Here is a 21988-nt window from a genome sequence, read left to right as displayed (position 1 = left end):
TTTGCGGCCTTAGAGGTTCAAAATATAGATTGTTCTTGCCCTAACGTCAATCTATGCGATCGCCAATTAATGTAGCTGTAGTCGGTACGGGATTCGGTCAAAAAGTTCATATTCCTGGCTTGCAAGCACATCCATCTATTCAAGTTGTCGCCGTTTATAACCAAGATGGCGCTAAGGCTGAAAGTATTGCCCAAACTCATAATATTCCTCACTTTTGCACCAGCATTGAGGAAGTTGTTGGTTTAAAAGAAGTCCAAGCTGTGAGTATTTCTACGCCGCCATTTTTGCATTACGAAATGGCAAAAAGTGTATTGCAAGCAGGAAAGCATTTATTACTAGAAAAACCGACAACATTATCGGCTTTGGAAGCACGAGAATTATATAACATCGGCTTAAAACAGAACGTTGTGGCAACAATGGATTTTGAATTTCGGTTTGTCCCCGCGTGGCAGTATTTAGCGGAACTCCTCGCCACAGGCTACGTAGGGCAACAACGCCTAATAAAGATAGATTGGTTAGTTCCTAGCCGCGCCGACGCTACAAAGCCCTGGAACTGGTACGCCCGGAGAGATTTAGGCGGGGGTGCGTTGGGTGCTTTGGGTTCTCATAGTTTTGATTATATTAGCTGGCTATTTGGCGATGTAGAAAGATTGTGCGCTCATTTAAGTACCGCCGTAAGTTTGCGCCCTGATCGCACTGGTAAAATGCAACCTGTGGATGCTGACGATAGCTGTATGCTCATGCTAGAACTTGCTAACGGTGTTCCTTGCCAGATTACTATTAGCGCCTGTACTTACCAAGGACGGGGGCATTGGGTGGAAGTTTATGGCGATCGCGGTACGTTAGTATTAGGCAGCAATAATCAAAAAGATTACGTGCATGGGTTTCATGTCTGGGCAAGCTTGGCTGGAGAACCTTTAACGGAACTAGAAATTCCCCAGCGTCTAGCGTTTGAACAAACCTATACTGATGGACGCATTGCCCCTTTTATTCGCGTTGTAGACAATTGGGTACAAGCAATCGATCGCGGTATTTCCTTCCCACCCTCCTTAAAAGAAGGAGTCTACAGTCAGTTATTGATGGATATTGCCCATCAATCCCACCAAACTCGCCGTTGGTTAGACGTACCAAAATTAACTAATTTTCTTAACCCATAGTTTCTCTTACAATTTTAATTTCCTCTAGAGATATATCTTGCTTTTCGCCAGCAAAATCATTATCTGGGGTAAGAAACAGCATACAATGGCACTCTTTACGCTCCCGCATCGGTACGCAAGGGCAATTCCAAAAGGTAGCATGGACTTCGGCTTCTTTGTCTTCATAATGGCGACAAGGACATAGAGGTGCGCCCAAATCGTCTTTGTGTTTGGCAAGTCCTTCGATAACTACCGCCGTTACTGAAGATTCGGAGCAAAAATAAGTTCCCGTGCGTTTGGCGTAAGTTTGGGAAAATTGCCACATGGCTTCGAGATTTTTATCGGTGGATAGTTTGGAATTTTCTTTTGAATCCATAGTAAAAGTGCTTGTTAGGGGGAATTGCTATTTAAGCATTTTAGCGGAGATGCGATCGCACGTCAGTCAAATTAAGGGTTTTTGTAATTGTAGTTGCAGCGATTGTTCTGCTTGAATTGTTAACCCTGGTAACTGGCGACTTTCTAAGTTGGAAGTTTGAGAACTATTAAGCCATAGTACCCAGCGACTACCAGGAGGAAGACTATTTAGAGTTTGGGAATTTTCACTTAGCCAAATTAAGGGATAAGGCGGCAAATTGCTATTAATAGTGTCTTCGGTGGCGTTTGTTGCAGCTAAAGCTTCTAAAACTGTGCGATCGCCTCTAATCAATCCTGTACTCGCCGTCCACAATTTTACATTCAACTGTTTTAACACTGCATAAAAATACAAAGAAGCCGCCGCCGTCACAGCTTGTTCAAAATTATCACTTTGCCAAGATCCCCCACTATCTAAACAAATCACTATTTCTTGTCCGCTTGTAATTACTTCTAGTTCTCGTACTCTTAGTTCGCCATAACGGGCGCTAGTACGCCAGTGAATTAGACGAATAGCGTCCCCCATGCGGTAAGGGCGCAAACTGCGGGTAATGCCAGAATTGGAGGACTGGGAGCGCTTTTGACTGTCTGCTTGCAGCTTGTCTTCAAGTCCAATTTCATCGATTAAAGGGCAGTGAGTGAGGGTAAATACATGAGGATAAACGATCGCTTTGGCGGTCGAATGGCGATCGCGCCGACACCAAAATAAACCCAAAGGCGCCGCCGTCCGCAGTACCACATTTTGCCACAGATACACCCCCCGGCGCGACGCACGTAGCCCATAAACCCAATGGTAGGAAGTTTTCGGGGCGATTACCTCTATCGCTGTTTTTACAGGGTTTCCCAAAACAAAAGGTAAAATATCTTGGATTTGCAATAAAGTCTTTGGTTGAGATGTTTGGTTATTTATTTCTAATTCAATAGTTAATTCATCCCCAACGCTTACGGGTTGAATAGATTGGCGACGAATAGAAATTCCGCTTAGAGCGCGTTTTGGTAAGACAATGGCTATGCCTAAAATCGCAAAACTTAAGCCACTAATTACGTACAGCCACCCAGCCATAGTATTTATCGCTGCACCAAAAAAACATATTGCTACCCCAGCTAATACCCAGCCACTATAATCCGGTTTAACGGCGTAAGTTTCTAGCCAATTGTTAAAACGGTTGGCAATACTCATAATTGGTAGATGCTTACAACAAAGGTGGGTATTACCCACCTTTATAGACTACCAGCTAAGTCAAGAGTTATCGTTTAACTAGCTTTTTACTTACTTTACGCAGACGAATAGATTTAGGAGTTACTTCCACTAATTCCTCTGGGCCAATATACTCTAAAGCTCTCTCTAGGCTCATATCCACAGGTGTTTGCAACTGTACCAATTCATCACCACCCGCCGCGCGATGGTTTGTTAGCTGTTTGGTTTTGCAGATATTTAGTTCTAAGTCTTGGGGGCGATTGTGTTCGCCGACAATCATCCCTTTGTAGACTTTTGTAGTCGGGTGAATGAAAAATATACCTCGATCTTCAGCGTTTTTCATCGCATAGAAAGTAGAAACCCCTTCTTCAAAGGAAATCAACACGCCATTACGCCTGGCTTCAATATCGCCAGATAAAGGACGATAATCTAAGAAGCTGTGATTCATAATGCCATCACCGCGAGTTAGGCGCATAAATTCGCCCCTAAAACCAACTAATCCACGTGCGGGAATGACAAATTCTAGTTGCGTGCGTCCGTTACCACCCACCTGCATATCTTGCATTTCACCTTTACGCTGTCCTAGACGTTCGATGCAGCTACCTACGCCTTCCTCTGGTACGTCTAATACCAAACATTCGTAAGGTTCGCAAGGTTGTCCGTTGACTTCGCGGTAAATAACTTGTGGCTGGGATACTTGAAACTCGTAACCTTCGCGGCGCATAGTTTCAATTAAAATTCCTAAGTGTAATTCACCTCTACCGCAAACTGAAAATTTGTCTGGGGAATCGGTTTCTTCGACACGCAAAGCAACGTTTGTTTCTAATTCTCTAAACAAGCGATCGCGTACTTGTCTTGATGTAACTAATTTACCTTCTTGTCCCGCAAAAGGCGAATCATTTACAGAGAAAGTCATCTGCAATGTTGGTTCGTCTACTTTAATTAATGGCAAAGCTTGCGGATCGTTGGGACAAGTAATGGTTTCACCAATATTTGCCTCGGCAAAACCAGCTACAGCAACGATATTTCCGGCGGTGGCTTCTTCTAAATCGATGCGCTTTAATCCTTCAAAGCCCATCAATTTGCTGATTTTACCTTTAACAATTGCCCCAGATTCAACAATTAAAGCTGCTTGCTGTCCAGAACGAATTACGCCATTGTGGATTTTGCCGATAATGATGCGTCCTAGATAGTCGGAATAATCTAGAGTTGTTACTTGCAACTGCAAGGGCTTGTTTACATCGCCCACCGGTGGCGGTACGTGGCGCAAAATCGCATTAAATAGCGGCTGCATATCCGCCGATTCATGCTCTAAATCGTCTTTAGCGTAGCCAGCAAGTCCCGACGCAAATAAGTAAGGAAACTCACACTGGTCATCATCTGCGCCTAGTTCTAAGAATAAATCTAATACTTTATCAACAGAACCGTGAGGGTCAGCTTGAGGTCGGTCTATTTTATTGACTACTACAATCGGGCGTAGTCCTTTTTCTAAAGCTTTTTTCAGTACAAAGCGAGTTTGAGGCATAGGACCTTCGTTGGCATCTACAATCAAGATGCAACCATCTACCATCCCTAGTACGCGCTCAACTTCTCCGCCAAAATCAGCGTGTCCGGGAGTATCGATAATATTAACTAACGTGTCTTTGTAGCGAACGGCGGTATTTTTAGACAAAATTGTAATGCCCCGCTCTCTTTCTAGAGCATTGGAGTCCATCACGCAATCAATGACTTCTTCCCCTTCTCGGAATATGCCAGATTGTCTCAATAGAGCATCAACGAGCGTCGTTTTGCCGTGATCGACGTGAGCGATAATAGCAACGTTGCGAATGGGAATCGTCATAAATTAAGGACTAAGAACTTAGTTTTTATAAGGGCTGGTGTTCTTTAACAGAGTTCTTACCAAAATTGTCTATCTGTAAAGAATCCTTAATAGATTGTAGCTTATTTACTCCCAAAACAGCTATCTTGTTTGACGGCTGCTTTTTTTCCTACGCTGCCATTAACGATACATTTTCTAGTTCTGCTTTAGTATCGCTATAAAAATGCCTCAATTTTTGCAGTGTTCCTAGCGATAAGCCAAACTTTAATTAATCCTACAATTTTTCCCCAATTGTATAATTGGTAAACACTAACAGACTGCTCAAACTTTTGCTTATAAAATTCTAACCAAAACTGGGGTGCTTGGCGAGTATTTTTGTTCCATCGCGATCGCCATCGGATAATATCGGCAGTATTTGGCGCTTCTACGGCTACAATTGGCGGTAAATCGGCATAACTAACAAATCTACTAAATCTTACCCCTACTACCAAGACTACACGCGCCCAGCAGCGAATGTATTTAATTTGAGCAGCATCCACTTTTAATAGTAAGGCGATCGCCTCCACTGTCACAAAACGCTCTAGTGGATTAATATACTTGGCTTCTTTGTGTTCTGTTGGTATCCTGTTGGGTAAGTCCCATAAAATGGGGTTTGTGTAAGGCGATCGCACTTAGTTGGTCAGACACGGGCGATCGCTTTTTAAACTATTAAATTATTAAAGACCAATATTGGGCTTTTCGTCAACAATGGGCTTGGTCAGGTTGCGGATTCGGGAGTACGCTGCTGAAAAAGGATGGACGATCAAAGAAGTTTCAGAGCGTTCGGGGATTCCCTACACTACAGTCAAAAACTATGCAAAATCGCCGGGACTTGCAACAATAGACGTTACTTCTTTGCAAAAATTAGCTAGAACCTTTGATGTATTGATAGAAGATTTGTTTGAGGTAGTGCAGGAATAGGCAATTTTTTGATGGGATAAAGTGCGATCTTCGAGCTTCAATAATTAATTTATAATTACGTTAATTAAATATTTGCACTAATTACACCAAAATCAACACAATGTTTCTAATCTAAAATTATTAATGTCTACAAATCAATTAATATCCGAATTAGACTGTAGATATCGTAAGCTTCAAGAATTATTAGTAGCAAAGAAGTGGAGGAAAGCAGATATAGAAACGTACAAAATTATGCTTTTTTTGACTTATCCAGAGACAGCAAATAGACAAGACATTTATAATTTAGGGATTGATTTTATAATAAACGATATTAACTTGATACTTGATTTTACAAACAATATTGGTTCTTCAGTAATTGTTATGCCAAACTAATAAATTAAGTCCAGTTCAGCAAACATCTAATCCTAAAGTTATCAAAATTTCTGAATCCATATCCAGAGCGTTTAATAAGTTTAAGTTTGTTATTAATTCCTTCTACAGTACCGCTTGTTGTTCCATTATCAAAGTAAGCGATTATTTCATCAAACCAGCCAATAAAAGTATTGTGGCTGCGAAGAAAGTATTTTTTAGCTCTAGATAACCACATTCCTATTTTAAAAACTCCTGTATACCAATCATCAGTTTTATTAAATATTTTTCTGATTTTTTCTTTTAATTCGTGCATTTCTTTCAAGCTCAGAGATACTTCTTTAACTTCTATGAGCTTTAACACTAGAGCAATTTCGTCAATTCCAAGTCTTTTTAAGTTGGATGGTTTTGAATCACATAGTTCTGATGAGGCATCTTTTAACATCCGTTCTATTTCTTCGGTGGTGACTATACCCTTTGACGCTACACTGTGAATATCGTTTTCTAAAACCTCTTGGATTATTTGTTGTGCTAATCGTTTTGTGTAAGTTCTCTTTTTTCCTACATAATCCAACTCTTCACTAAATGGCTTTTGACACCTAGAACACTTAAATTGTCGTCTATTTATTTCTAAGAATACTGGCTGCTCTCCAAAAGGTAAATCTTTAATAATATGGCGATGGTTTTGATGTATCTTTTCGCTTTTTGTACAACAACGAGGACAGAGGCTATAGGATTCTATTGATTCCGTTTGTAAGATAATACCAATTCCATTATGAATACGCTGTGATGTAACTAATACACCTTTTAAATTTAGAAGCTCTGTCATAACTTTTATCCCTCTTTTCTTGATCATGGCTGTAAAATTCACCTAAAATTATATTTACTAGGTTTACAGCAAACAAGAAATAATCTCTACAGGTCAAGCTAGTTAAGGTTTAGAGCTATATCTTTTTACAATTATTCATAGATTATTAGGTTCTAGCTTATTTTTTAGCATAACAAGTATTGAAGAGCTGACAACATCAACTATAGTATTAAAGAATTAACCAGACTGGAGTGAGGAAACATACTATGCAGATATTATCTTTAAGTCAGATGATTAAGTTTACAGGAGTAGCGCTAGTTATCGGTTTTACCGTACCAGTCTTAGCCCAAAATCCCCCTGCACGTACTTATCAACCTGGTTATTGGCAACCAATCGCTAGAGTAAATTCCAACAGTCTCGTTACCGTTACTTTAGTAAACCAAACAAAATTTCCTTTAAGTTATAGCTTTTTAGACGAACGTGGAGAAAAAAAATTAGCTGTAGGCGCGATCGCCCAAATGAAAATCACCACATTGCCAGTTAATATTGCTATTTATGATGCCTCCCCACAAGCTTCAGCCGGAGATGATACTAGATTGAAGTATGAAACTTCTGTCACAAAAAATTCTATAAGAGTTAATGTTGTGCCTACCACAGATGAAGGTTCTAACGTTCTCAATATTTCTAAAACAGGCGCAGTATACGCTTACTAAAAAATTTAAGGCAGAGTTATATAACTTTGCCTTAAATTCTGTGATTCTATTGACAGAAACTGTAAACCAAAATCGAAATTCTGGAGCTAGGCTAAATCTGGAGTGGGTCGCGCCTCCTCCAAAGTAGATTCTTCAAATACTGCTGAGTAAAGAAATCCTGCTAATAATGCGCCAACAATTGGTGCTACCCAAAATAGCCAAAGTTGAGCAAATAGTTCTGTACCAGCAAATAGAGCAACTCCCGTGCTACGAGCCGGATTAACAGAGGTATTGGTTACAGGAATACTAATTAGGTGAATCAAGGTAAGTGCTAGCCCAATTGCTACCGGGGCTAATCCTTGAGGTGCGCGGCGGTCAGTTGCACCCAAGATAATTATTAGAAACATAAATGTTAATACTAGCTCGGCAATCAGGCAAGCTAGGAACGAGTATCCACCGGGAGAATGAGCGCCATAACCGTTAGTTGCTAAAGGATTAGATCCAGAGAGGGCAAAACCTTCTTTACCACTAGCAATTAAATAAATAACTCCTCCAGCAACAATTGCTCCAGCAACTTGAGAGGCTATATAAGGTAGCAAATCGGAGCCAGGAAACCGTTTACCCGCCCACAGCCCAAAAGATACGGCTGGGTTAAGATGACAACCAGAAATATGTCCGATCGCAAAAGCCATTGTCAGCACCGTAAGTCCAAAGGCTAGAGATACGCCGACAAACCCTAACCCAAGTGGAAATAAAGTGTTATCACCAATTTTGACGCTATCAGCAGTGAAGGTGGCGGCTAATACTGCACTACCACAGCCACCAAAAACCAGCCAGAAAGTACCAATTAATTCCGCCAAACAACGTTTCATCAGAGGCATACCGAGAAGACTCCTTAGTTAGATACTTTTGCTTGAGACTATAGCAGGAAAAAGTTAAGAACTGGTATCAGTCAAAATATTTTATTAGCTCAAATCGGCACAAGTGTTTTTTAAATTCACTATTCCTAATTGCAGCATTTAAAAATGACAGATTGGCTATGAACTTACTTCTTAGTTGGGATTTGTATAGGGACCTATATTAGGGTCTACGTAAGGTTCAGGTTCGGGATCGGTATAAGGTTCAACATTAGGGTCTACGTAAGGTTCAGGGTTTGGATCGGTATAAGGTTCGACATTAGGGTCTACGTAAGGGTTGGGGTGTGGATCGGTGTAGGGGTCAGTGTTCGGATCTGCGTAAGGTTCAGGAGTGGGTGCTAAATCGGGGTCAGGATTGCGAGGTGAAATATTCATTTGCTTGCTCGACTCATTTACGCTGCTAAGTATAAGTCTGTTATCTGCAACCCGACAATAGACTTCTTGCAATAATCCCGGATAGCCCCTAAATCCCCCAAATCTGGGGGACTTCAGATCCGGTTACCCCCAAAATTGGGGGGCTAGGGGGGCAAAATAATTATTTACGCAGGAGGTCTAATATTTGACTTTAAGCGTTAAAAAAGCGATACATTACCTCCTTTGCAAAAACTAGGTTGAAGTTTCAATCCAAAACCTAAGTAGCAGTTAGAACAAACAGGTAAAAAGTTTTGGCGCGATCGCCAAATAACTTAGTATCCTCTGCTTAACCGCAATCTTGGGCTAATTGAATTCTCGTTTATAGCAACTATTTTCAGATATCTCGATAATTGTCTTAACTGAACAAAATTACAAGTCGTAAAAAATTATGTAGCATCTATAACAAGTTAGAAATATTCGGATTAAAGTCGCTTAGACCCAAATTCAGTATTAAGTTTTACACGCATTCTGACAAAAGAGGAGAGCCATATATATGCGATTTCGCTTGCCGACCGTATTAGCGGCTTTGCTGATAGGAACTTTTGTACTTACAACACAATTAAATTATGCTCAAAATTCAGCACCCACCACAAGTACAAGTCAGCAACCCACCAGCATTTTGTTTGAAAATGTCAGGATTTTCAACGGCTCCTCTGCTCAACTTTCTGCGCCATCAAAGGTTTTAGTAGTCGATAACAAAATTAAAACAATTTCCACAACTCCCATTACTTCCGTCTCCAGTGCTGGCTTGACCAGAATTAAGGGAGGCGATCGCGTATTAATGCCAGGACTAATTGATAACCACGTACATATTGTCCTGAGTGCCAGTAGCGAAAAGGACTTAATCGATCCCAAAGTAACCCCTGAAACAATCCAAGCAAGGGCAGAGGAGGAAGCAAAGCAAATGTTATTGCGAGGTTTTACCAGTGTTCGAGATGTGGGTGGACCCGTGTTTCCTGTTAAAGCAGCCATTGATAAAGGAACAATTTCTGGTCTCCGCATCTATCCGAGTGGAGCTACAATTTCGCAAACCTCTGGACATGGTGACTCTAGGCTACCAAACGAGCGATCGCGTCGGTTTGGTGGTCAGGTGTCTCGTGGAGAGCTTTTAGGCGCTACCTTTATCGCCGATGGCAGAGATGAAGTGCTGACGGCTACGCGCGAAAATCTCCGTTTTGGAGCTTCTCAAATCAAAGTCATGGCTGGCGGCGGGGCTGCCACCGTTTACGACCCTCTAGACGTAACCCAATATACCCTAGACGAACTAACCGAGGCCGTTCAAGCGGCGGAAGATTGGGGAACTTATGTCACGGTTCACGCCTATACCAATAGAGCGGTGCGACGAGCAATCCAAGCAGGGGTAAAATGTATCGAACATGGGCAATTGGTGGATGAAGCAACCATGCAATTGTTAGCGCAAAAAGGAACATGGCTGAGTTTGCAAGCGTTGGACGAAGCGCCCCCCACCGCCACCGACGCAGTAAGAGAGAAGAAACGTCAAGTCGTCGAAGGCACGGATAACGCCTTTAAATGGGCTAAAAAGTACAACGTCAAACTCGCGTGGGGAACAGATTTTCTGTTTGTTCCTGCCCAGAATAAGAATCAGAACGCAGACATTCTCAAGTTGCAGAAGTGGCTGACACCTTTTGAAACGCTGAAGTTGATTACCCACGACAACGCCCAGTTATTAGCCTTATCGGGGCCGCGTAACCCCTACCCTGGCAAATTAGGTGTAATTGAAGAAGGCGCTTACGCCGATTTGCTGCTGGTAGACGGTAATCCTTTAAACGACCTTTCAGTAGTGGCAAATTACGATAAGAACTTCAAGGTCATCGTCAAAAATGGCAAGATTTACAAAAATACCATCAATTAATTGAAAGTTGACCTCAACAAACAGTAGGTCTACTAACTTAATCTAGAAATTTCAAGAAGCGATCGCCATGTTTTCTCTCGAACCATTGATTTGTCCTTGTTGTACTCCCGCCCTACTGCATACGCTGGCGCAATTAGACCTCAATTTACCCCAGCAGATACTCTGGCTAGGGACTGGTGCAATGTCTGCGGTCGCTAAACAATACCAACAAACGCGATCGCCATCTTCCCACGTAGTTGGCAAGTCTACTTGGTTAAATAATTAAAACTGCTAAAGTTCCAGCTAGAAAAAACCAGGCTGCATCTAGGGAAGGATGAAGGCGATTGCACTTTGCGCTTAACTAAAAGCGATCGCTATCTATAATAAACAGTCATGAATGCAACTAAAGGGCTTGCGAAACTTACAAGTTTTCTGTACCTATATAAAAAAAGGCAGGTGAAAAACCTGCCTAAAAATTACTATTAAATTGGTTTTTATCTCACGCCAAGTTCTGGCGCACTATAAGAAACAGTAGGTATAGACTTTTGTGCCAAAGTTGGCACAGAATCGCGCAGCCTTTGAGTTAGCTGAATTGTTGTCGCGTCATACACTTGAGTTAGTAACTTGGGATAGAAACCAATCCCAATAATTGGTATAAGCAAACAAGCAACAATAAACACTTCTCGCGGTTCGGCATCAATTAAGGCTTCGTGAGAAATTAGTTCTTGATTCTCTTGTCCATAGAAGATTTCGCGCAACATTGATAGCAGATAAATTGGTGTTAAAATTACGCCCACTGCCATCAAAAATACCACGATCGCTTTAAAAGTTGGATCGTAGGCATCACTGTTAGAAAAACCTACAAATATCATCAATTCCGCCACAAAACCGCTCATTCCTGGCAATGCTAAGGATGCCATCGAACAGGTTGTAAACATGGCAAAGATTTTCTGCATCTTTTGCCCCACTCCACCCATTTCATCTAGCATCAATGTATGAGTGCGATCGTAAGTTGCCCCAACGAGGAAAAACAAACTCGCCCCAATTAATCCGTGAGATACCATTTGCAATACTGCCCCACTTAAACCCAAATCGGTAAAAGAGGCAATCCCAATTAGTACAAATCCCATGTGAGAAATTGAGGAATAAGCAATTTTTCGCTTTAAATTACGTTGGGCAAAAGATGTCAAAGCAGCGTAGATAATGTTTACTACCCCCAAAATTACCAACACCGGGGCAAAATAAGCATGGGCATCGGGTAACATTTGGGCATTCATCCGAATTAAGGCATAACCGCCCATTTTTAGGAGAATACCAGCTAGTAGCATATGTACGGGCGCTGTAGCTTCTCCGTGCGCGTCGGGAAGCCATGTATGCAGTGGAAAAATCGGCAGCTTCACAGCGTAAGCAATTAAAAAACCAGCGTATATAAATAGCTGGAAATTAAGGGCGTAATCTTTTAACCCCAGCGCTTGCATATCAAAGGTGACTGTATCGCCGTAAAACGCCATCGTTAAAGCCGCAATTAAAATAAACAGCGAACCGCCAGCCGTATAAAGAATAAACTTTGTGGCTGCATACTGCCGCTTTTTACCGCCCCAAATTGCTAGTAAAAGGTAAACCGGGATAAGTTCTAATTCCCAAACTAGGAAAAATAGCAACATATCTTGAACGGCAAATACCGCAATTTGACCGCCATACATTGCCAAAATCAAAAAGTAAAACAGTTTTGGTTTTAAAGTGACGGGCCACGCGGCTAAAATTGCCAGCGTAGTAATAAAACCCGTCAAAATTACTAAAGGCATTGATATACCATCAACGCCTACCGACCAGTTTAAGTCTAATTGCGGAACCCAAGGATAACTTTCTACCAATTGCAAATTTGGATTAGCAAAGTCGTACTGAGAACCAAAAGCGTAAACAATTAAAGCAAAATCAATCAATCCGATAATTAAAGCGTACCAACGTATCTTTGGGATGTGCTTATCGGGAAAGATCGGAATTAGTAGCGATGCCGCTATCGGAAAGAGAATTATTGTAGACAGCCAAGGGAAATTTGCTAAATTCATGATTATTGGAAGAAGGGAGATAAATATCGTCTTTCAACTCCCTAACTCCTCTCCTCCTAAGTCACTCCAAAAACAACTACTAAACCGAGTACGGCGGCAAATATAATCAAGGCGTAGAACTGGGCGCGACCGTTTTCTAAGTATTTCAGCCCTTCGCCACTAACCAATGTAAAGAAGCCTGTAAGGTTGACAGCGCCATCAACTACGCGAAAATCAACTTCCATAACTTGACGGGCTAATCGGCGCAATCCTTGCACAAATACGCGATCGTATACTTCGTCAAAGTACCACTTGTTTAAAGATAGAGCGTAAAGCGATGGAAATTTTTGGGCGATCGCACTGGGGTCAATTTTGCCCCACAAGTACATCATCGAGGCTAAGGTAATCCCAATTAAAGATATACCTACAGAACTACCCGCCATCACAAAAAACTCAGATTGGTTAAATTCTGCTGCTTTTTCGGCAATGGCGATCGCACTTTCACTGGGAGGATGTATAAACTCCTCAAAATAATTAGCGTAAGGTGTGCCTACAAGCCCAATTAACATCGAAGGAATCGCTAAAACGACTAATGGTAAAGTCATCGTCCAGGGCGATTCATGGGGGCTAGTGCTGTGGTGATGGTCTGTATCGTGGCTAACTGCTGCAAGTTCTCTAGTATCCATCGCCCCCGGCCCAAAATTGGGAGTAAGGACATTAGATCCCGCCTTGAGTTCGTGCTTAATTTTGTCATCATTACCGCGAAAAGAGCCTTCAAAGGTGCTGAAGTACATACGGAACATATAAAACGCCGTAATTCCCGCCGTCACCCAGCCGATCGCCCATAGTAAAGGGTTGGCGGCAAAAGCTTGTCCCAAAATCTCGTCTTTTGACCAAAAACCAGCAAAAGGCGGTAAACCCGAAATAGCTACGCAACCAATTAAAAAGGTAATGGAGGTAAAGGGCATATATTTACGCAATCCGCCCATCATTCGCATATCTTGCGCTAAAGCCGGATCGTGTCCTACTACCGATTCCATCCCATGAATTACCGAACCCGAACCCAAAAATAGCATTGCCTTAAAGTAAGCGTGAGTCATTAAGTGAAATAACCCCGCACTATAAGCCCCAATTCCCATAGCCATTACCATATAGCCAAGCTGGGAAATAGTGGAGTAAGCCAAGCCTTTTTTGATGTCATTTTGGGTAATAGCGATCGTCGCCCCCAAAAAGGCTGTAAATGCCCCTGTATAAGCAATTACATTCATCGCTGCGGGTACGCCTTCAAATACTGGGTACATCCGGGCAATTAAAAACACTCCCGCCGCTACCATTGTCGCCGCGTGAATCAGCGCGGAAATTGGGGTTGGGCCTTCCATCGCATCGGGTAGCCAAACGTGCAAGGGAAATTGCGCCGATTTAGCTGCCGGTCCTAAGAATACCAGTATCGCTAGGACGATCGCTAAAAAGTTACTAATCGAACCTGCTTCTACTAAAGCATGGAGGCGATCGCCCATTATTTCAAATTCAAAGCTTCCAGTTGCCCAAAATAACCCTAAAATCCCCAACAATAAGCCAAAGTCACCTACACGGTTGACTACAAAAGCTTTTTGGGCTGCATCGGCGGCGGGTTTGCGATCGTACCAAAAACCTACAAGTAAGTACGAACACATCCCTACCAATTCCCAGAAAATGTAGATTTGGACTAAGTTGGGACTAACTACCAAACCCAGCATTGAGGAGCTAAATAAGCTCAAATACGCATAAAATCTTACATAACCAGCATCGTGAGCCATGTAGCCATCGGTATAAACCATGACAAGTATTGCTACAGTGGTGACGATTACTAACATTAGGGCTGTTAGGTGGTCAATAGTGTAGCCCATATTGAGGTGAAAGTTTCCTGCTGCTGCCCATTCCAACGTATAGGTATAAGTTGGATGTCCGTTAATTTGACTCCACAGCAAGGCAATAGAGAGCGCCATCGCCCCACCAAGTAACGAGACAATGAATACAGCGTTTAGCTGTCGCAAGCGGTTTGTCACCTCGCTTACTGATATTAACCCCAGACCGACTAGCATTGCCCCCAAAAGAGGTAATACTGGAATTAGCCAGGCATATTGATAGATTGTTTCCATCACTGACGACTACTTTAAGAGTTTTGTATTGGTATTGAGCAAACTGTTAATAGTTGTAACATATAGGTTTTGTCATAAAATATCCCACCCGAAGGAATCCGAGCGGGACAATTGTTAAAAACACCAAATTTATAAGAAAGCTTGACTTAGTTAAGCCGAACGCCGATGTTGCCAATTGTCAGTTTTTAAAGAGTTATTTAGCGGTTGCGAATAGCTAATCTTGATATCTTCTAGAATCAACCGTAAATCATTGGGGTTATGAAAACCCTCAAGGCGATCGCGTACTTGACCATTTTCAACTAAAAGTAAGGTAGGTAGAGTCTTCAGTCGATAGGTGTTGGAGAGCTTGAAGTTCTCATCAGCATTGACTTTTACCAGTTTAATCTGACTATTGTATTGGCTATGAAATTGCAATAATAGCGGCTGAATCAGGTGGCATAAACCACACCAAGGCGCACCAAAATTGACTAAAACCGGAATGGGTGATGCTAATACTTCTTGCTCAAACGTGCGATCGCTAACTAACAACACCATAAGCTTTTGACCTTAAATTTATAGATATTTATTGTTTGATTGCAGTTGTCAGTTTTGAATTGACATTAATGGCATTACTACCCACTGCTTTTGACTGATAACCTATTGTGGATCATGCTACATCTATCTGGGATCAATGTCTGTAACACTAACGAGCAATTTTGCAAAAAAACATTATATCTTTGGGATCGTTGTCTGTAAAGTTAACGAGCAGTTGTACAAAAAAGTGTTTCTTACCAATCAACGTGGCTTGTTGAGCTAATTAAAAGCGGGTGAGAGTACCATAAAGCAATGATAAAGATCGCGACACCTAGATAAGACGGGCGAATAAATTCAGAAATTTTTAAAGTCTGTTGTCCGCGCAGCATCGCTAAAAAAGGCACGATAGAAGTGCGAGACTTAACTTTTTCAAAAGCTTCACCATAGCGGGATGCTAAACGGCGATCGCCATGCCAAACTCCAAACAAGTGATGTAATACTAAGCCAATAGACGTAACTAAAGTAAAACTCGTCCCAATCCATAGAGTATGAGCTATACACCACAAGACTTGTCCCACCATTTGTGGATGGCGAGTAATGCGGATAATTCCCGTTTCAAATAAATGGACTTCGGGCTTTTGAATCGCCGCAATCTCTAGCAAATTAAAGGTTGCTGGATAAAGAAACAAAAAAGAAATCGCTGACACTATCCAAACAAAGTTTCCCACACCGGGAACTCCTTGGACTTGCCAAAGTTGAGCGCCATCGTAGCGATGGTTAAAAAAATAGATAACTAATATTACAGCTAACGGTAGACTAACTAAAGCAAAAATAACCCTATAAAACCGAGCGCCAATAAGCTTTTCAACTGATGTTCGTAAAGCTGCTAGACCACTGTGGGCGATCGCAAATCCAAGTAAAAGACCCAAAATAATAAAATGGCTGGGTGTCAACCAAACAGGTAAACTCATGTACTAACTTTCGCGGCTTACAATCTAAATTTCTTGTCTTCTCTAATCTATACCCACCGCGCAAATATATACTAGACACGTCATTTATAAAGGGTTTGGTATGACAGAAGATTTAGCTAAGTTGATGAAAGAACAAGTCGGTAAAGCCGCAGCACAGCGCGTCAAGTCAAATTCTATTGTGGGGTTAGGTACGGGTTCAACTACCGCTTATACAATTCAATTTCTAGGTGAATTTCTCAAATCTGGCGTACTAACAAACATTGTTGGGATTCCTACCTCTTTTCAATCAGAGGTTTTGGCAAAACAGTATGGTATCCCGTTAACTACTCTAGACGCGGTAGACCATATTGATATAGCCATTGATGGCGCAGATGAAGTAGATCCACACAAAAACTTAATTAAAGGCGGTGGTGCGGCGCATACCCGCGAAAAAGTTGTAGACTATTTAGCCAAAGAATTTATTGTTGTAGTTGATAGCTCTAAAATAGTAGATCGTCTAGGTTCTAGCTTTCCCGTCCCTGTAGAAGTTATACCGATGGCGCTGTCTCCCGTGATGAGAGCAATTGAAAAGTTAGGCGGAAAGCCAGAGTTGCGGATGGGAATTAGAAAAGCTGGCCCAGTAATCACCGATCAAGGCAATATGGTAATTGATGTCAGATTTGACTCTATAGACGACCCCGCCGATTTAGAAAAAACCTTAAACAATATCCCCGGAGTGCTAGAAAACGGTATATTTGTCGGCGTTACTGACTTAGTTTTAATTGGCGAAATTGTGGACGGACAACCAAAAGTCAGAGAACTTTAAGTTTGCCTAAATATAGCATCGGCAACGCGGCAGACATCGCGCATTTGGGCTACATCGTGAACTCGTAAAATATCCGCACCCGTCGAAATCGCCGCACAACAAGCGGCGGCGGTTCCCCAGACACGATCTTTAGGGTCTGGCTTATTGAGAATGCGTCCAATAAAGCTTTTGCGTGATGCACCTACTAAAATCGGACAATGGAGAGATTTAAAAAACCCTAGGTTTCGCAGAATTTCTAGATTTTGCTGCTGATTTTTGGCAAAACCAATGCCCGGATCGATAATGATTTTAGAAGGATTTACACCACAAGCGATCGCACTTTCAATTTGACGCTCTAAAAACTGATACATTTCCCCTAACAGATTTTCATAATCAGTCCTTTGCTGCATAGTTTCCGGCGTACCGCGCAAGTGCATCAAAACAGTAGGTACGTCTAAGTTAGCAACCGTTGTCAGCATATCGGGGTCAAAAGTACCGCCAGAGATGTCATTAACTATATCCGCTCCCGCAGCAACAGCAGAAACCGCCACCACAGCGCGGGTTGTATCTACAGAAATAGGGATAGTAATCTCTTTGCGTAACACTTCTATTACTGACAGCACCCGCTCTAATTCTTCTTCTACAGATATCTGCACCGCTCCCGGTCGCGTCGATTGTCCGCCAATATCAATTATGTCTGCGCCAGCTTCTACAAGCCTCTGAGCCTGCGCTAAAGCGGCTTTTGGTGTAGCAAATTCTCCACCATCGCTAAAGCTATCAGGGGTGACATTAACTACTCCCATTAAATAGGTACGTTTTCCCCAATCAAAAGAGCGATCGCAAATTTCCCAACCTGGAACAATCATTAGCTATTTATAATTAACCAACTGTGCAAAACTATCGGGTTCTAAACTCGCACCACCAACTAAAGCCCCATCTATTTCTGGTTGCGCCATAATTTCATCAATATTACTAGGCTTTACTGAGCCGCCATACTGAATTGAAACGTTAGGATTGCTCAATTGAGAACGAATTAAACCAATTACTCGATTAGCTTCAATTGCTTCGCAGGTATCCCCTGTACCAATTGCCCATATTGGTTCGTAAGCAATAACTAAATTATTTTGGTCTACACCTACTAAACCTAGCTTTAGCTGGTTAATAACAGTGCTTTCAATTTCTCCCGCGTCTCTTTGTTGCTTAGTTTCCCCTACGCACAAAATCGGCGTAAGCTCGTATTTTTGAGCCGCCAATAGCCGTTTATTGACAGTTTCGTCTGTTTCGCCAAAATACTGTCGCCGTTCGCTGTGACCCACAATAACGTAACGAGTGCCAATCTCTGCCAACATCTCCCCAGAAATTTCCCCAGTATAAGCGCCGCTATTTTCCCAGTGGACATTTTGAGCGCCTAGCTGAATGCGGCTACCGTGCAGGTTTTTTGATAGCTGATTTAGGTCAGTAAAAGGAACGCATAATACAACTTCCCGATCTTCTGGGGTATGCTCCAAACTAGGCATAAATCCTTGTAAAAACTCTAGGGACTCTGCCTGAGTTTTAAACATTTTCCAATTTCCGGCAATAACAATTTTCCGCACAGCTAACTCAACTAATGGGCGATCGTAAACTCCAGTTTAAAGCTTAAGGGGGACAGTTTGACTGTCAGTGGTCGATGTTAGACTCTACTTAGAAATAGCAGGAGATTGGTAAATATGGCTTCGATAACTATTGATATCTCTGAAAGCCAATTACAAAAGCTACAGGATCTAGCCAAAATACACGGAATACCGCCAGAAGCCTTGTTACGTGCAAGTGTAGAAGATTTGCTAACTTCTGCCAAAAGTGATTTTACTGATGCAGCAAATTATGTACTAAACAAAAATGCTGAACTCTACCGACGTTTGGCATGATGGTAATTAGTGAGTGTAACTTATGGTTGATATACTTTATAGCGCAATTCCTCCTAGTAGCGAACTATATTCACGCCTTCAAAGTGACAAAGCATTCGCCACCCTTTTAAGTTGGCTTTTTCCCTATGGCAACGGCATTTTTTGCTATTTTGAGGATGAACCTGATGAAAGTGATGAAGTTCTTGAAAATGTTTGTGAAGTATATCCAGAGATATTTGAGTCACAAGTAGAATTAGATCGGGTAATAGCTGAATTTCGTTCCCAGTTGACCCTTACTCGGCAAGCTTTTCCAGGAATTGAAGATCGAACAGCAATGCTAGAGAAATCCGTAAACGAGATTGAACAACGTTTAGTACAGGAACTTACAACAAGACAAGTTGCTAATGCTGAGGAGATGGTTCAAAAACTCCTGTTTGGCGATCGCACTTTTGCCCCAGATTTATTATCAGAAGGAGATTCCTTAGGACTTATATCTCGTGAGCTAGTTAGAGAAGGAGCTAGTATTTTTCGACAAATCGATCCCAAAACACTGTTTGCAAAAAATGAAGATTGGTATTTTGAGCAATTAGAGGAGTTGAAAGATTTGTATCTTGCCGCAGACGAGCATAATGAAGTGATATTAATTGCATCTTGTTGATTGATAACTACAGCAACCTTAACTGACCACTTGGGTTAATAGCTGTAGGTTCACTTGTATCAAGCCAAACTTCTTCAGTTTTTGCCGATAGCAGTTTGTGGGCGGCTTCCATCATTAAACCAGATATTTCTTTGAGGTCTTGGCGATTATTTATGTAAGCTGTTAATGCTTCCATTGGGTCGATCGCACTACTTGCTCCTAATTCTGGCAAACGGGGTCTAGCTAACTGACTAATTAATTCTGGTTGAATTGTATAACTGTGCGCTGTACTAAGGGCGCTATGAATAGCAGAATTATCAATTTTATCTATTTGCTCTGAGCCAAGTTGATAAATTAGCCGAACTACCGCATCTTCAATATTATGCTTGGCGATCGCTTTCATCAATTGTTCGTGAGGTTCAGTAGCTTTAGATATATCTACTTTAATCGTCTGAAACTTCCGAACTTGCAAAGCGCAAAATTCCCACTCTACTTTCCCCTTTTCTAAAGCAACCTTGACATAGCCTTTATCTTCTTTTTCTTCGCTAAAATCAACGCGCTCAATACTACCCGGATAAATTACCGGAGGATCATTAGATTTATTTAAGTTTTGGTGGCGGTGGACGTGTCCTAGCGCCACGTAATCGAAGCAAGGACGGGTGATTAACGATAAGGGGATAGTGAACCCTTTCCCTACAGCTAAAAGGCGTTCAGCGCCCAAATTAGCGTTGTCAATCATTAAGTGTCCTAAAAGCACTGTGGGGATTTCAGGATTTAAACGGCGAACTTCTCCTTCCATCGCTGTTCGCAGGCGTTCAATTAACATATCGTTGATATCGGTAATTGATAAACCTTCGGTTTCAGGACGGGTTAGCAAGGTTGAACGAGTCAGCCAAGGAAGCGTCATTACTTGAACTGCACCATTACGAGTTTGGATGAGATGGGTTGTTAATCTGTCTCCCACGACAAAGCCTGGTACGCCTAAAGTACGATAAATACATAAACTTGCCCCGCCCATTCCTTGCGAATGTTGGTCATGATTGCCTACTAGCAACACTGTAGGTATTTGGGCATCAACTAAGCGGCGAAATTGCGTAGCAAACTTTTCTTGTACGTAAGGCGGCGGTGTCGCATCGGGAAAAGCATCGCCGCCAAATAATACTAAGTCTACTGGCTCGGCTAAAGCGTAGTCAATACATTTAGTCAACGTACTAACAAAATCCTCCAAACGTGTATTTAAACCCGTTTCGGGGTTAAGCTTACCGTGAGTAAAGCCGCTTCCCATGTGGATATCAGACAGATGGAGGATTTTTAGCATTTATAACTTACCGTACCAAGTACGAGGTTGTAGAAATAGAAAGGTTTTAGATGTGAATACCACATTCAGTTTTACCCATTCCCCGCCAGCGTCCGGCGCGTTCGTCTTCGCCTTCGCCCACTTGGGTTGTAATCGGTTCGTCGCCAATGCTGGGATAGCCTTGGTCATGCAAAGGATTGTAGATAACACCGTGTTCAAATACATACGCCCAGGTTTCTTTGCGCGTCCAACTAGCAATCGGGTTGACTTTAAGACGCTGGTTGCCATCTACTTCAAATATAGGCATATCTTGGCGAGTATTGGCTTGATCGCGTCGCCGTCCGGTAATCCAAGCTGTAGTATTTAATTCCGCTAGTCCCCGTTGCAAGGGTTCAATTTTGGTGATTTGGTGAAATTGGCTGATATCTTTGTCCCACAATGCGTCTCCGTACTTGGCGGTGAAAGCTTCCCGGCTATCAAGGTCGGGCATTTTGTATGTTTTGAGGTCTACATTGTATAACTCTTTAACTTTGCCTACTAATTCTAAAGTTTGGGGAAAGTGGTACAAAGTATCGAGAAATATTACCGGAACTGGGTGCTTAAGGTCGCGGTAAAGTATATCTGTGATTACTATATCGTCTACGTTGAAAGCGCTGGCTTGAACTAATCCAGTGGGAATATTTTCAACACACCAAGCTAAAACATCTTGTGGATGGGCGGTGTTGTATTTTTGGTTCAGTTCAGCTAAATCAAATTTGGCGGTTAGGTTGGGCGATTCGATGGAAATCATAATTATTTTTGTTACTTCTTATTCCAGAATATCGAAATATGCCCCTATCTAGGAAGTGTAGTATTTTTACAATCGGCGGTTGACAATGCAATTAATTATGTACAGCAAACCGGGTTGCCACTTGTGCGAAGGATTGGCAGAAAAATTACAGCAAATTCGCTCTAATCTAAATTTTGACTTAGAAATTCGTGATATTACTACCCGCCCAGACTGGTTTAATGTCTATCAATACGAAGTTCCGGTAATTTGTAAGCTGTCGGCGGATAAGGAACAACTTTTACCACGTCCTTCGCCTCGCGCTAGTACAATGCAGGTGCAACAAATGTTACAGAAATATTTATCGATTGATGGACAATCAGCCCAGTGAGG

25 protein-coding genes are annotated in these 21988 nt (G+C 42.0%); 10 read left to right on the top strand and 15 right to left on the bottom strand.

The annotated features are described in order from the left end of the window. The first annotated feature begins 53 nt into the window (after nucleotides 1-53). Nucleotides 54-1157 (top strand): Gfo/Idh/MocA family protein, encoded by a 1104-nt coding sequence (locus SYN7509_RS0219995; protein ID WP_009631420.1) that lies wholly within the window; start codon nucleotides 54-56, stop codon nucleotides 1155-1157. Here the strand turns inward: SYN7509_RS0219995 and SYN7509_RS0219990 are convergent. The 4 genes from SYN7509_RS0219990 to SYN7509_RS26490 form a co-directional block, all read right to left on the bottom strand. Beyond that, nucleotides 1147-1512 (bottom strand): ferredoxin thioredoxin reductase catalytic beta subunit, encoded by a 366-nt coding sequence (locus SYN7509_RS0219990; RefSeq protein ID WP_009631419.1) that lies wholly within the window; start codon nucleotides 1510-1512, stop codon nucleotides 1147-1149. The genes SYN7509_RS0219995 and SYN7509_RS0219990 overlap by 11 nt on opposite strands. A gap of 66 nt (nucleotides 1513-1578) precedes the next feature. Next, nucleotides 1579-2727 carry a DUF58 domain-containing protein gene (locus SYN7509_RS0219985; protein WP_009631418.1) on the bottom strand — a complete coding sequence of 383 codons (1149 nt, stop codon included), beginning with the start codon at nucleotides 2725-2727 and terminating at the stop codon, nucleotides 1579-1581. 67 nt (nucleotides 2728-2794) lie between these two features. After that, nucleotides 2795-4585 (bottom strand): translational GTPase TypA, encoded by a 1791-nt coding sequence (typA, locus tag SYN7509_RS0219980; protein ID WP_009631417.1) that lies wholly within the window; start codon nucleotides 4583-4585, stop codon nucleotides 2795-2797. Nucleotides 4586-4779: 194 nt separating this feature from the next. Continuing rightward, on the bottom strand, nucleotides 4780-5235 hold the full coding sequence (locus SYN7509_RS26490; RefSeq protein WP_009631416.1) for a hypothetical protein: 456 nt from the start codon (nucleotides 5233-5235) through the stop codon (nucleotides 4780-4782). 58 nt (nucleotides 5236-5293) lie between these two features. Here SYN7509_RS26490 and SYN7509_RS0219970 point away from each other — a divergent pair, with 58 nt between their 5' ends. Together SYN7509_RS0219970 and SYN7509_RS0219965 are read left to right on the top strand one after the other, a co-directional pair. Further along, a complete protein-coding gene (locus SYN7509_RS0219970) occupies nucleotides 5294-5524 on the top strand; it encodes a helix-turn-helix domain-containing protein (RefSeq protein ID WP_227501515.1) in 231 nt (76 codons plus the stop codon). A 123-nt stretch (nucleotides 5525-5647) separates the two neighbouring features. Continuing rightward, nucleotides 5648-5896: a GUN4 domain-containing protein gene (locus tag SYN7509_RS0219965; protein ID WP_009631414.1), complete on the top strand. Its 249-nt coding sequence runs from the start codon at nucleotides 5648-5650 to the stop codon at nucleotides 5894-5896. A 4-nt stretch (nucleotides 5897-5900) separates the two neighbouring features. On the opposite strand, the gene SYN7509_RS0219960 is transcribed toward SYN7509_RS0219965, so the two are convergent. Beyond that, the gene (locus SYN7509_RS0219960; RefSeq protein ID WP_028954457.1) at nucleotides 5901-6728 is read right to left on the bottom strand and encodes an ISL3 family transposase; all 828 of its coding nucleotides are present in this window, start codon (nucleotides 6726-6728) and stop codon (nucleotides 5901-5903) included. A gap of 218 nt (nucleotides 6729-6946) precedes the next feature. Here SYN7509_RS0219960 and SYN7509_RS0219955 point away from each other — a divergent pair, with 218 nt between their 5' ends. After that, a complete protein-coding gene (locus SYN7509_RS0219955; protein WP_009631498.1) occupies nucleotides 6947-7393 on the top strand; it encodes a hypothetical protein in 447 nt (148 codons plus the stop codon). Nucleotides 7394-7479: 86 nt separating this feature from the next. Here SYN7509_RS0219955 and aqpZ read toward each other — a convergent pair whose 3' ends face one another. Together aqpZ and SYN7509_RS0219945 are read right to left on the bottom strand one after the other, a co-directional pair. Then, entirely contained in the window at nucleotides 7480-8244 is a 765-nt protein-coding gene (aqpZ, locus tag SYN7509_RS0219950) for an aquaporin Z (protein ID WP_369792316.1), read from the bottom strand. A 180-nt stretch (nucleotides 8245-8424) separates the two neighbouring features. Then, a complete protein-coding gene (locus SYN7509_RS0219945) occupies nucleotides 8425-8664 on the bottom strand; it encodes a hypothetical protein (RefSeq protein ID WP_009631496.1) in 240 nt (79 codons plus the stop codon). A 532-nt stretch (nucleotides 8665-9196) separates the two neighbouring features. Between SYN7509_RS0219945 and SYN7509_RS0219940 the strand changes: the two genes are divergently transcribed. Together SYN7509_RS0219940 and SYN7509_RS0219935 are read left to right on the top strand one after the other, a co-directional pair. Then, nucleotides 9197-10576 (top strand): metal-dependent hydrolase family protein, encoded by a 1380-nt coding sequence (locus tag SYN7509_RS0219940; RefSeq protein ID WP_009631495.1) that lies wholly within the window; start codon nucleotides 9197-9199, stop codon nucleotides 10574-10576. Nucleotides 10577-10643: 67 nt separating this feature from the next. Beyond that, a complete protein-coding gene (locus tag SYN7509_RS0219935) occupies nucleotides 10644-10841 on the top strand; it encodes a hypothetical protein (protein ID WP_009631494.1) in 198 nt (65 codons plus the stop codon). A 208-nt stretch (nucleotides 10842-11049) separates the two neighbouring features. Here the strand turns inward: SYN7509_RS0219935 and ndhD1 are convergent, their stop codons facing one another. The 4 genes from ndhD1 to SYN7509_RS0219915 all read right to left on the bottom strand — a co-directional run bounded on the left by ndhD1 (nucleotide 11050) and on the right by SYN7509_RS0219915 (nucleotide 16225). Then, complete coding sequence (gene ndhD1, locus SYN7509_RS0219930) at nucleotides 11050-12624, bottom strand: photosynthetic/respiratory NAD(P)H-quinone oxidoreductase subunit D1 (protein WP_009631493.1); 1575 nt, start codon at nucleotides 12622-12624, stop codon at nucleotides 11050-11052. 56 nt (nucleotides 12625-12680) lie between these two features. Then, nucleotides 12681-14741 (bottom strand): NAD(P)H-quinone oxidoreductase subunit 5, encoded by a 2061-nt coding sequence (locus SYN7509_RS0219925; protein WP_009631492.1) that lies wholly within the window; start codon nucleotides 14739-14741, stop codon nucleotides 12681-12683. Between the two features lie 150 nt (nucleotides 14742-14891). Then, complete coding sequence (locus SYN7509_RS0219920) at nucleotides 14892-15275, bottom strand: thioredoxin family protein (RefSeq protein ID WP_009631491.1); 384 nt, start codon at nucleotides 15273-15275, stop codon at nucleotides 14892-14894. 233 nt (nucleotides 15276-15508) lie between these two features. Next, complete coding sequence (locus SYN7509_RS0219915; RefSeq protein WP_009631490.1) at nucleotides 15509-16225, bottom strand: NnrU family protein; 717 nt, start codon at nucleotides 16223-16225, stop codon at nucleotides 15509-15511. A gap of 100 nt (nucleotides 16226-16325) precedes the next feature. Here SYN7509_RS0219915 and rpiA point away from each other — a divergent pair, with 100 nt between their 5' ends. After that, the gene (rpiA, locus tag SYN7509_RS0219910) at nucleotides 16326-17030 is read left to right on the top strand and encodes a ribose-5-phosphate isomerase RpiA (protein ID WP_009631489.1); all 705 of its coding nucleotides are present in this window, start codon (nucleotides 16326-16328) and stop codon (nucleotides 17028-17030) included. On the opposite strand, the gene folP is transcribed toward rpiA, so the two are convergent. Next, nucleotides 17027-17875 carry a dihydropteroate synthase gene (gene folP, locus SYN7509_RS0219905; RefSeq protein ID WP_009631488.1) on the bottom strand — a complete coding sequence of 283 codons (849 nt, stop codon included), beginning with the start codon at nucleotides 17873-17875 and terminating at the stop codon, nucleotides 17027-17029. The genes rpiA and folP overlap by 4 nt on opposite strands. A 3-nt stretch (nucleotides 17876-17878) precedes the next feature. After that, nucleotides 17879-18604 carry a triose-phosphate isomerase gene (gene tpiA / locus SYN7509_RS0219900; RefSeq protein WP_028954456.1) on the bottom strand — a complete coding sequence of 242 codons (726 nt, stop codon included), beginning with the start codon at nucleotides 18602-18604 and terminating at the stop codon, nucleotides 17879-17881. A gap of 114 nt (nucleotides 18605-18718) precedes the next feature. Between tpiA and SYN7509_RS0219895 the strand changes: the two genes are divergently transcribed. Next, nucleotides 18719-18916 (top strand): hypothetical protein, encoded by a 198-nt coding sequence (locus SYN7509_RS0219895; protein WP_009631486.1) that lies wholly within the window; start codon nucleotides 18719-18721, stop codon nucleotides 18914-18916. 22 nt (nucleotides 18917-18938) lie between these two features. Continuing rightward, entirely contained in the window at nucleotides 18939-19553 is a 615-nt protein-coding gene (locus SYN7509_RS0219890) for a hypothetical protein (protein ID WP_009631485.1), read from the top strand. 7 nt (nucleotides 19554-19560) lie between these two features. On the opposite strand, the gene sbcD is transcribed toward SYN7509_RS0219890, so the two are convergent. Both sbcD and cysH read right to left on the bottom strand, forming a co-directional pair. Then, a complete protein-coding gene (gene sbcD, locus SYN7509_RS0219885) occupies nucleotides 19561-20850 on the bottom strand; it encodes an exonuclease subunit SbcD (RefSeq protein WP_009631484.1) in 1290 nt (429 codons plus the stop codon). Between the two features lie 46 nt (nucleotides 20851-20896). Then, on the bottom strand, nucleotides 20897-21619 hold the full coding sequence (cysH, locus tag SYN7509_RS0219880; protein ID WP_009631483.1) for a phosphoadenosine phosphosulfate reductase: 723 nt from the start codon (nucleotides 21617-21619) through the stop codon (nucleotides 20897-20899). Nucleotides 21620-21716: 97 nt separating this feature from the next. Here cysH and SYN7509_RS0219875 point away from each other — a divergent pair, with 97 nt between their 5' ends. After that, on the top strand, nucleotides 21717-21986 hold the full coding sequence (locus tag SYN7509_RS0219875) for a glutaredoxin family protein (RefSeq protein WP_255327319.1): 270 nt from the start codon (nucleotides 21717-21719) through the stop codon (nucleotides 21984-21986). The last annotated feature ends 2 nt before the right edge of the window (nucleotides 21987-21988 follow it).

This window comes from Synechocystis sp. PCC 7509 (genome assembly GCF_000332075.2).
In the GTDB taxonomy this organism is placed as follows: domain Bacteria; phylum Cyanobacteriota; class Cyanobacteriia; order Cyanobacteriales; family Chroococcidiopsidaceae; genus Aliterella.
This window is presented reverse-complemented; position numbering and strand designations above follow the sequence as displayed.

What these genes read in the sequence shown, in the direction of transcription:
- rpiA (WP_009631489.1), top strand. Translation starts at nt 16,326, where the DNA reads ATGACAGAAGATTTAGCTAAGTTGATGAAAGAACAAGTCGGTAAAGCC.
- SYN7509_RS0219955 (WP_009631498.1), top strand. Translation starts at nt 6,947, where the DNA reads ATGCAGATATTATCTTTAAGTCAGATGATTAAGTTTACAGGAGTAGCG.
- sbcD (WP_009631484.1), bottom strand. Translation starts at nt 20,850, where the DNA reads ATGCTAAAAATCCTCCATCTGTCTGATATCCACATGGGAAGCGGCTTT.
- SYN7509_RS0219995 (WP_009631420.1), top strand. Translation starts at nt 54, where the DNA reads ATGCGATCGCCAATTAATGTAGCTGTAGTCGGTACGGGATTCGGTCAA.
- SYN7509_RS0219895 (WP_009631486.1), top strand. Translation starts at nt 18,719, where the DNA reads ATGGCTTCGATAACTATTGATATCTCTGAAAGCCAATTACAAAAGCTA.
- SYN7509_RS0219965 (WP_009631414.1), top strand. Translation starts at nt 5,648, where the DNA reads ATGTCTACAAATCAATTAATATCCGAATTAGACTGTAGATATCGTAAG.
- typA (WP_009631417.1), bottom strand. Translation starts at nt 4,585, where the DNA reads ATGACGATTCCCATTCGCAACGTTGCTATTATCGCTCACGTCGATCAC.
- SYN7509_RS0219935 (WP_009631494.1), top strand. Translation starts at nt 10,644, where the DNA reads ATGTTTTCTCTCGAACCATTGATTTGTCCTTGTTGTACTCCCGCCCTA.
- ndhD1 (WP_009631493.1), bottom strand. Translation starts at nt 12,624, where the DNA reads ATGAATTTAGCAAATTTCCCTTGGCTGTCTACAATAATTCTCTTTCCG.
- SYN7509_RS0219940 (WP_009631495.1), top strand. Translation starts at nt 9,197, where the DNA reads ATGCGATTTCGCTTGCCGACCGTATTAGCGGCTTTGCTGATAGGAACT.
- SYN7509_RS0219960 (WP_028954457.1), bottom strand. Translation starts at nt 6,728, where the DNA reads ATGATCAAGAAAAGAGGGATAAAAGTTATGACAGAGCTTCTAAATTTA.
- SYN7509_RS0219945 (WP_009631496.1), bottom strand. Translation starts at nt 8,664, where the DNA reads ATGAATATTTCACCTCGCAATCCTGACCCCGATTTAGCACCCACTCCT.
- cysH (WP_009631483.1), bottom strand. Translation starts at nt 21,619, where the DNA reads ATGATTTCCATCGAATCGCCCAACCTAACCGCCAAATTTGATTTAGCT.
- SYN7509_RS0219990 (WP_009631419.1), bottom strand. Translation starts at nt 1,512, where the DNA reads ATGGATTCAAAAGAAAATTCCAAACTATCCACCGATAAAAATCTCGAA.
- SYN7509_RS0219985 (WP_009631418.1), bottom strand. Translation starts at nt 2,727, where the DNA reads ATGAGTATTGCCAACCGTTTTAACAATTGGCTAGAAACTTACGCCGTT.
- aqpZ (WP_369792316.1), bottom strand. Translation starts at nt 8,244, where the DNA reads ATGAAACGTTGTTTGGCGGAATTAATTGGTACTTTCTGGCTGGTTTTT.
- SYN7509_RS0219925 (WP_009631492.1), bottom strand. Translation starts at nt 14,741, where the DNA reads ATGGAAACAATCTATCAATATGCCTGGCTAATTCCAGTATTACCTCTT.
- SYN7509_RS0219920 (WP_009631491.1), bottom strand. Translation starts at nt 15,275, where the DNA reads ATGGTGTTGTTAGTTAGCGATCGCACGTTTGAGCAAGAAGTATTAGCA.
- SYN7509_RS0219875 (WP_255327319.1), top strand. Translation starts at nt 21,717, where the DNA reads ATGTACAGCAAACCGGGTTGCCACTTGTGCGAAGGATTGGCAGAAAAA.
- folP (WP_009631488.1), bottom strand. Translation starts at nt 17,875, where the DNA reads ATGATTGTTCCAGGTTGGGAAATTTGCGATCGCTCTTTTGATTGGGGA.
- SYN7509_RS0219890 (WP_009631485.1), top strand. Translation starts at nt 18,939, where the DNA reads ATGGTTGATATACTTTATAGCGCAATTCCTCCTAGTAGCGAACTATAT.
- SYN7509_RS0219915 (WP_009631490.1), bottom strand. Translation starts at nt 16,225, where the DNA reads ATGAGTTTACCTGTTTGGTTGACACCCAGCCATTTTATTATTTTGGGT.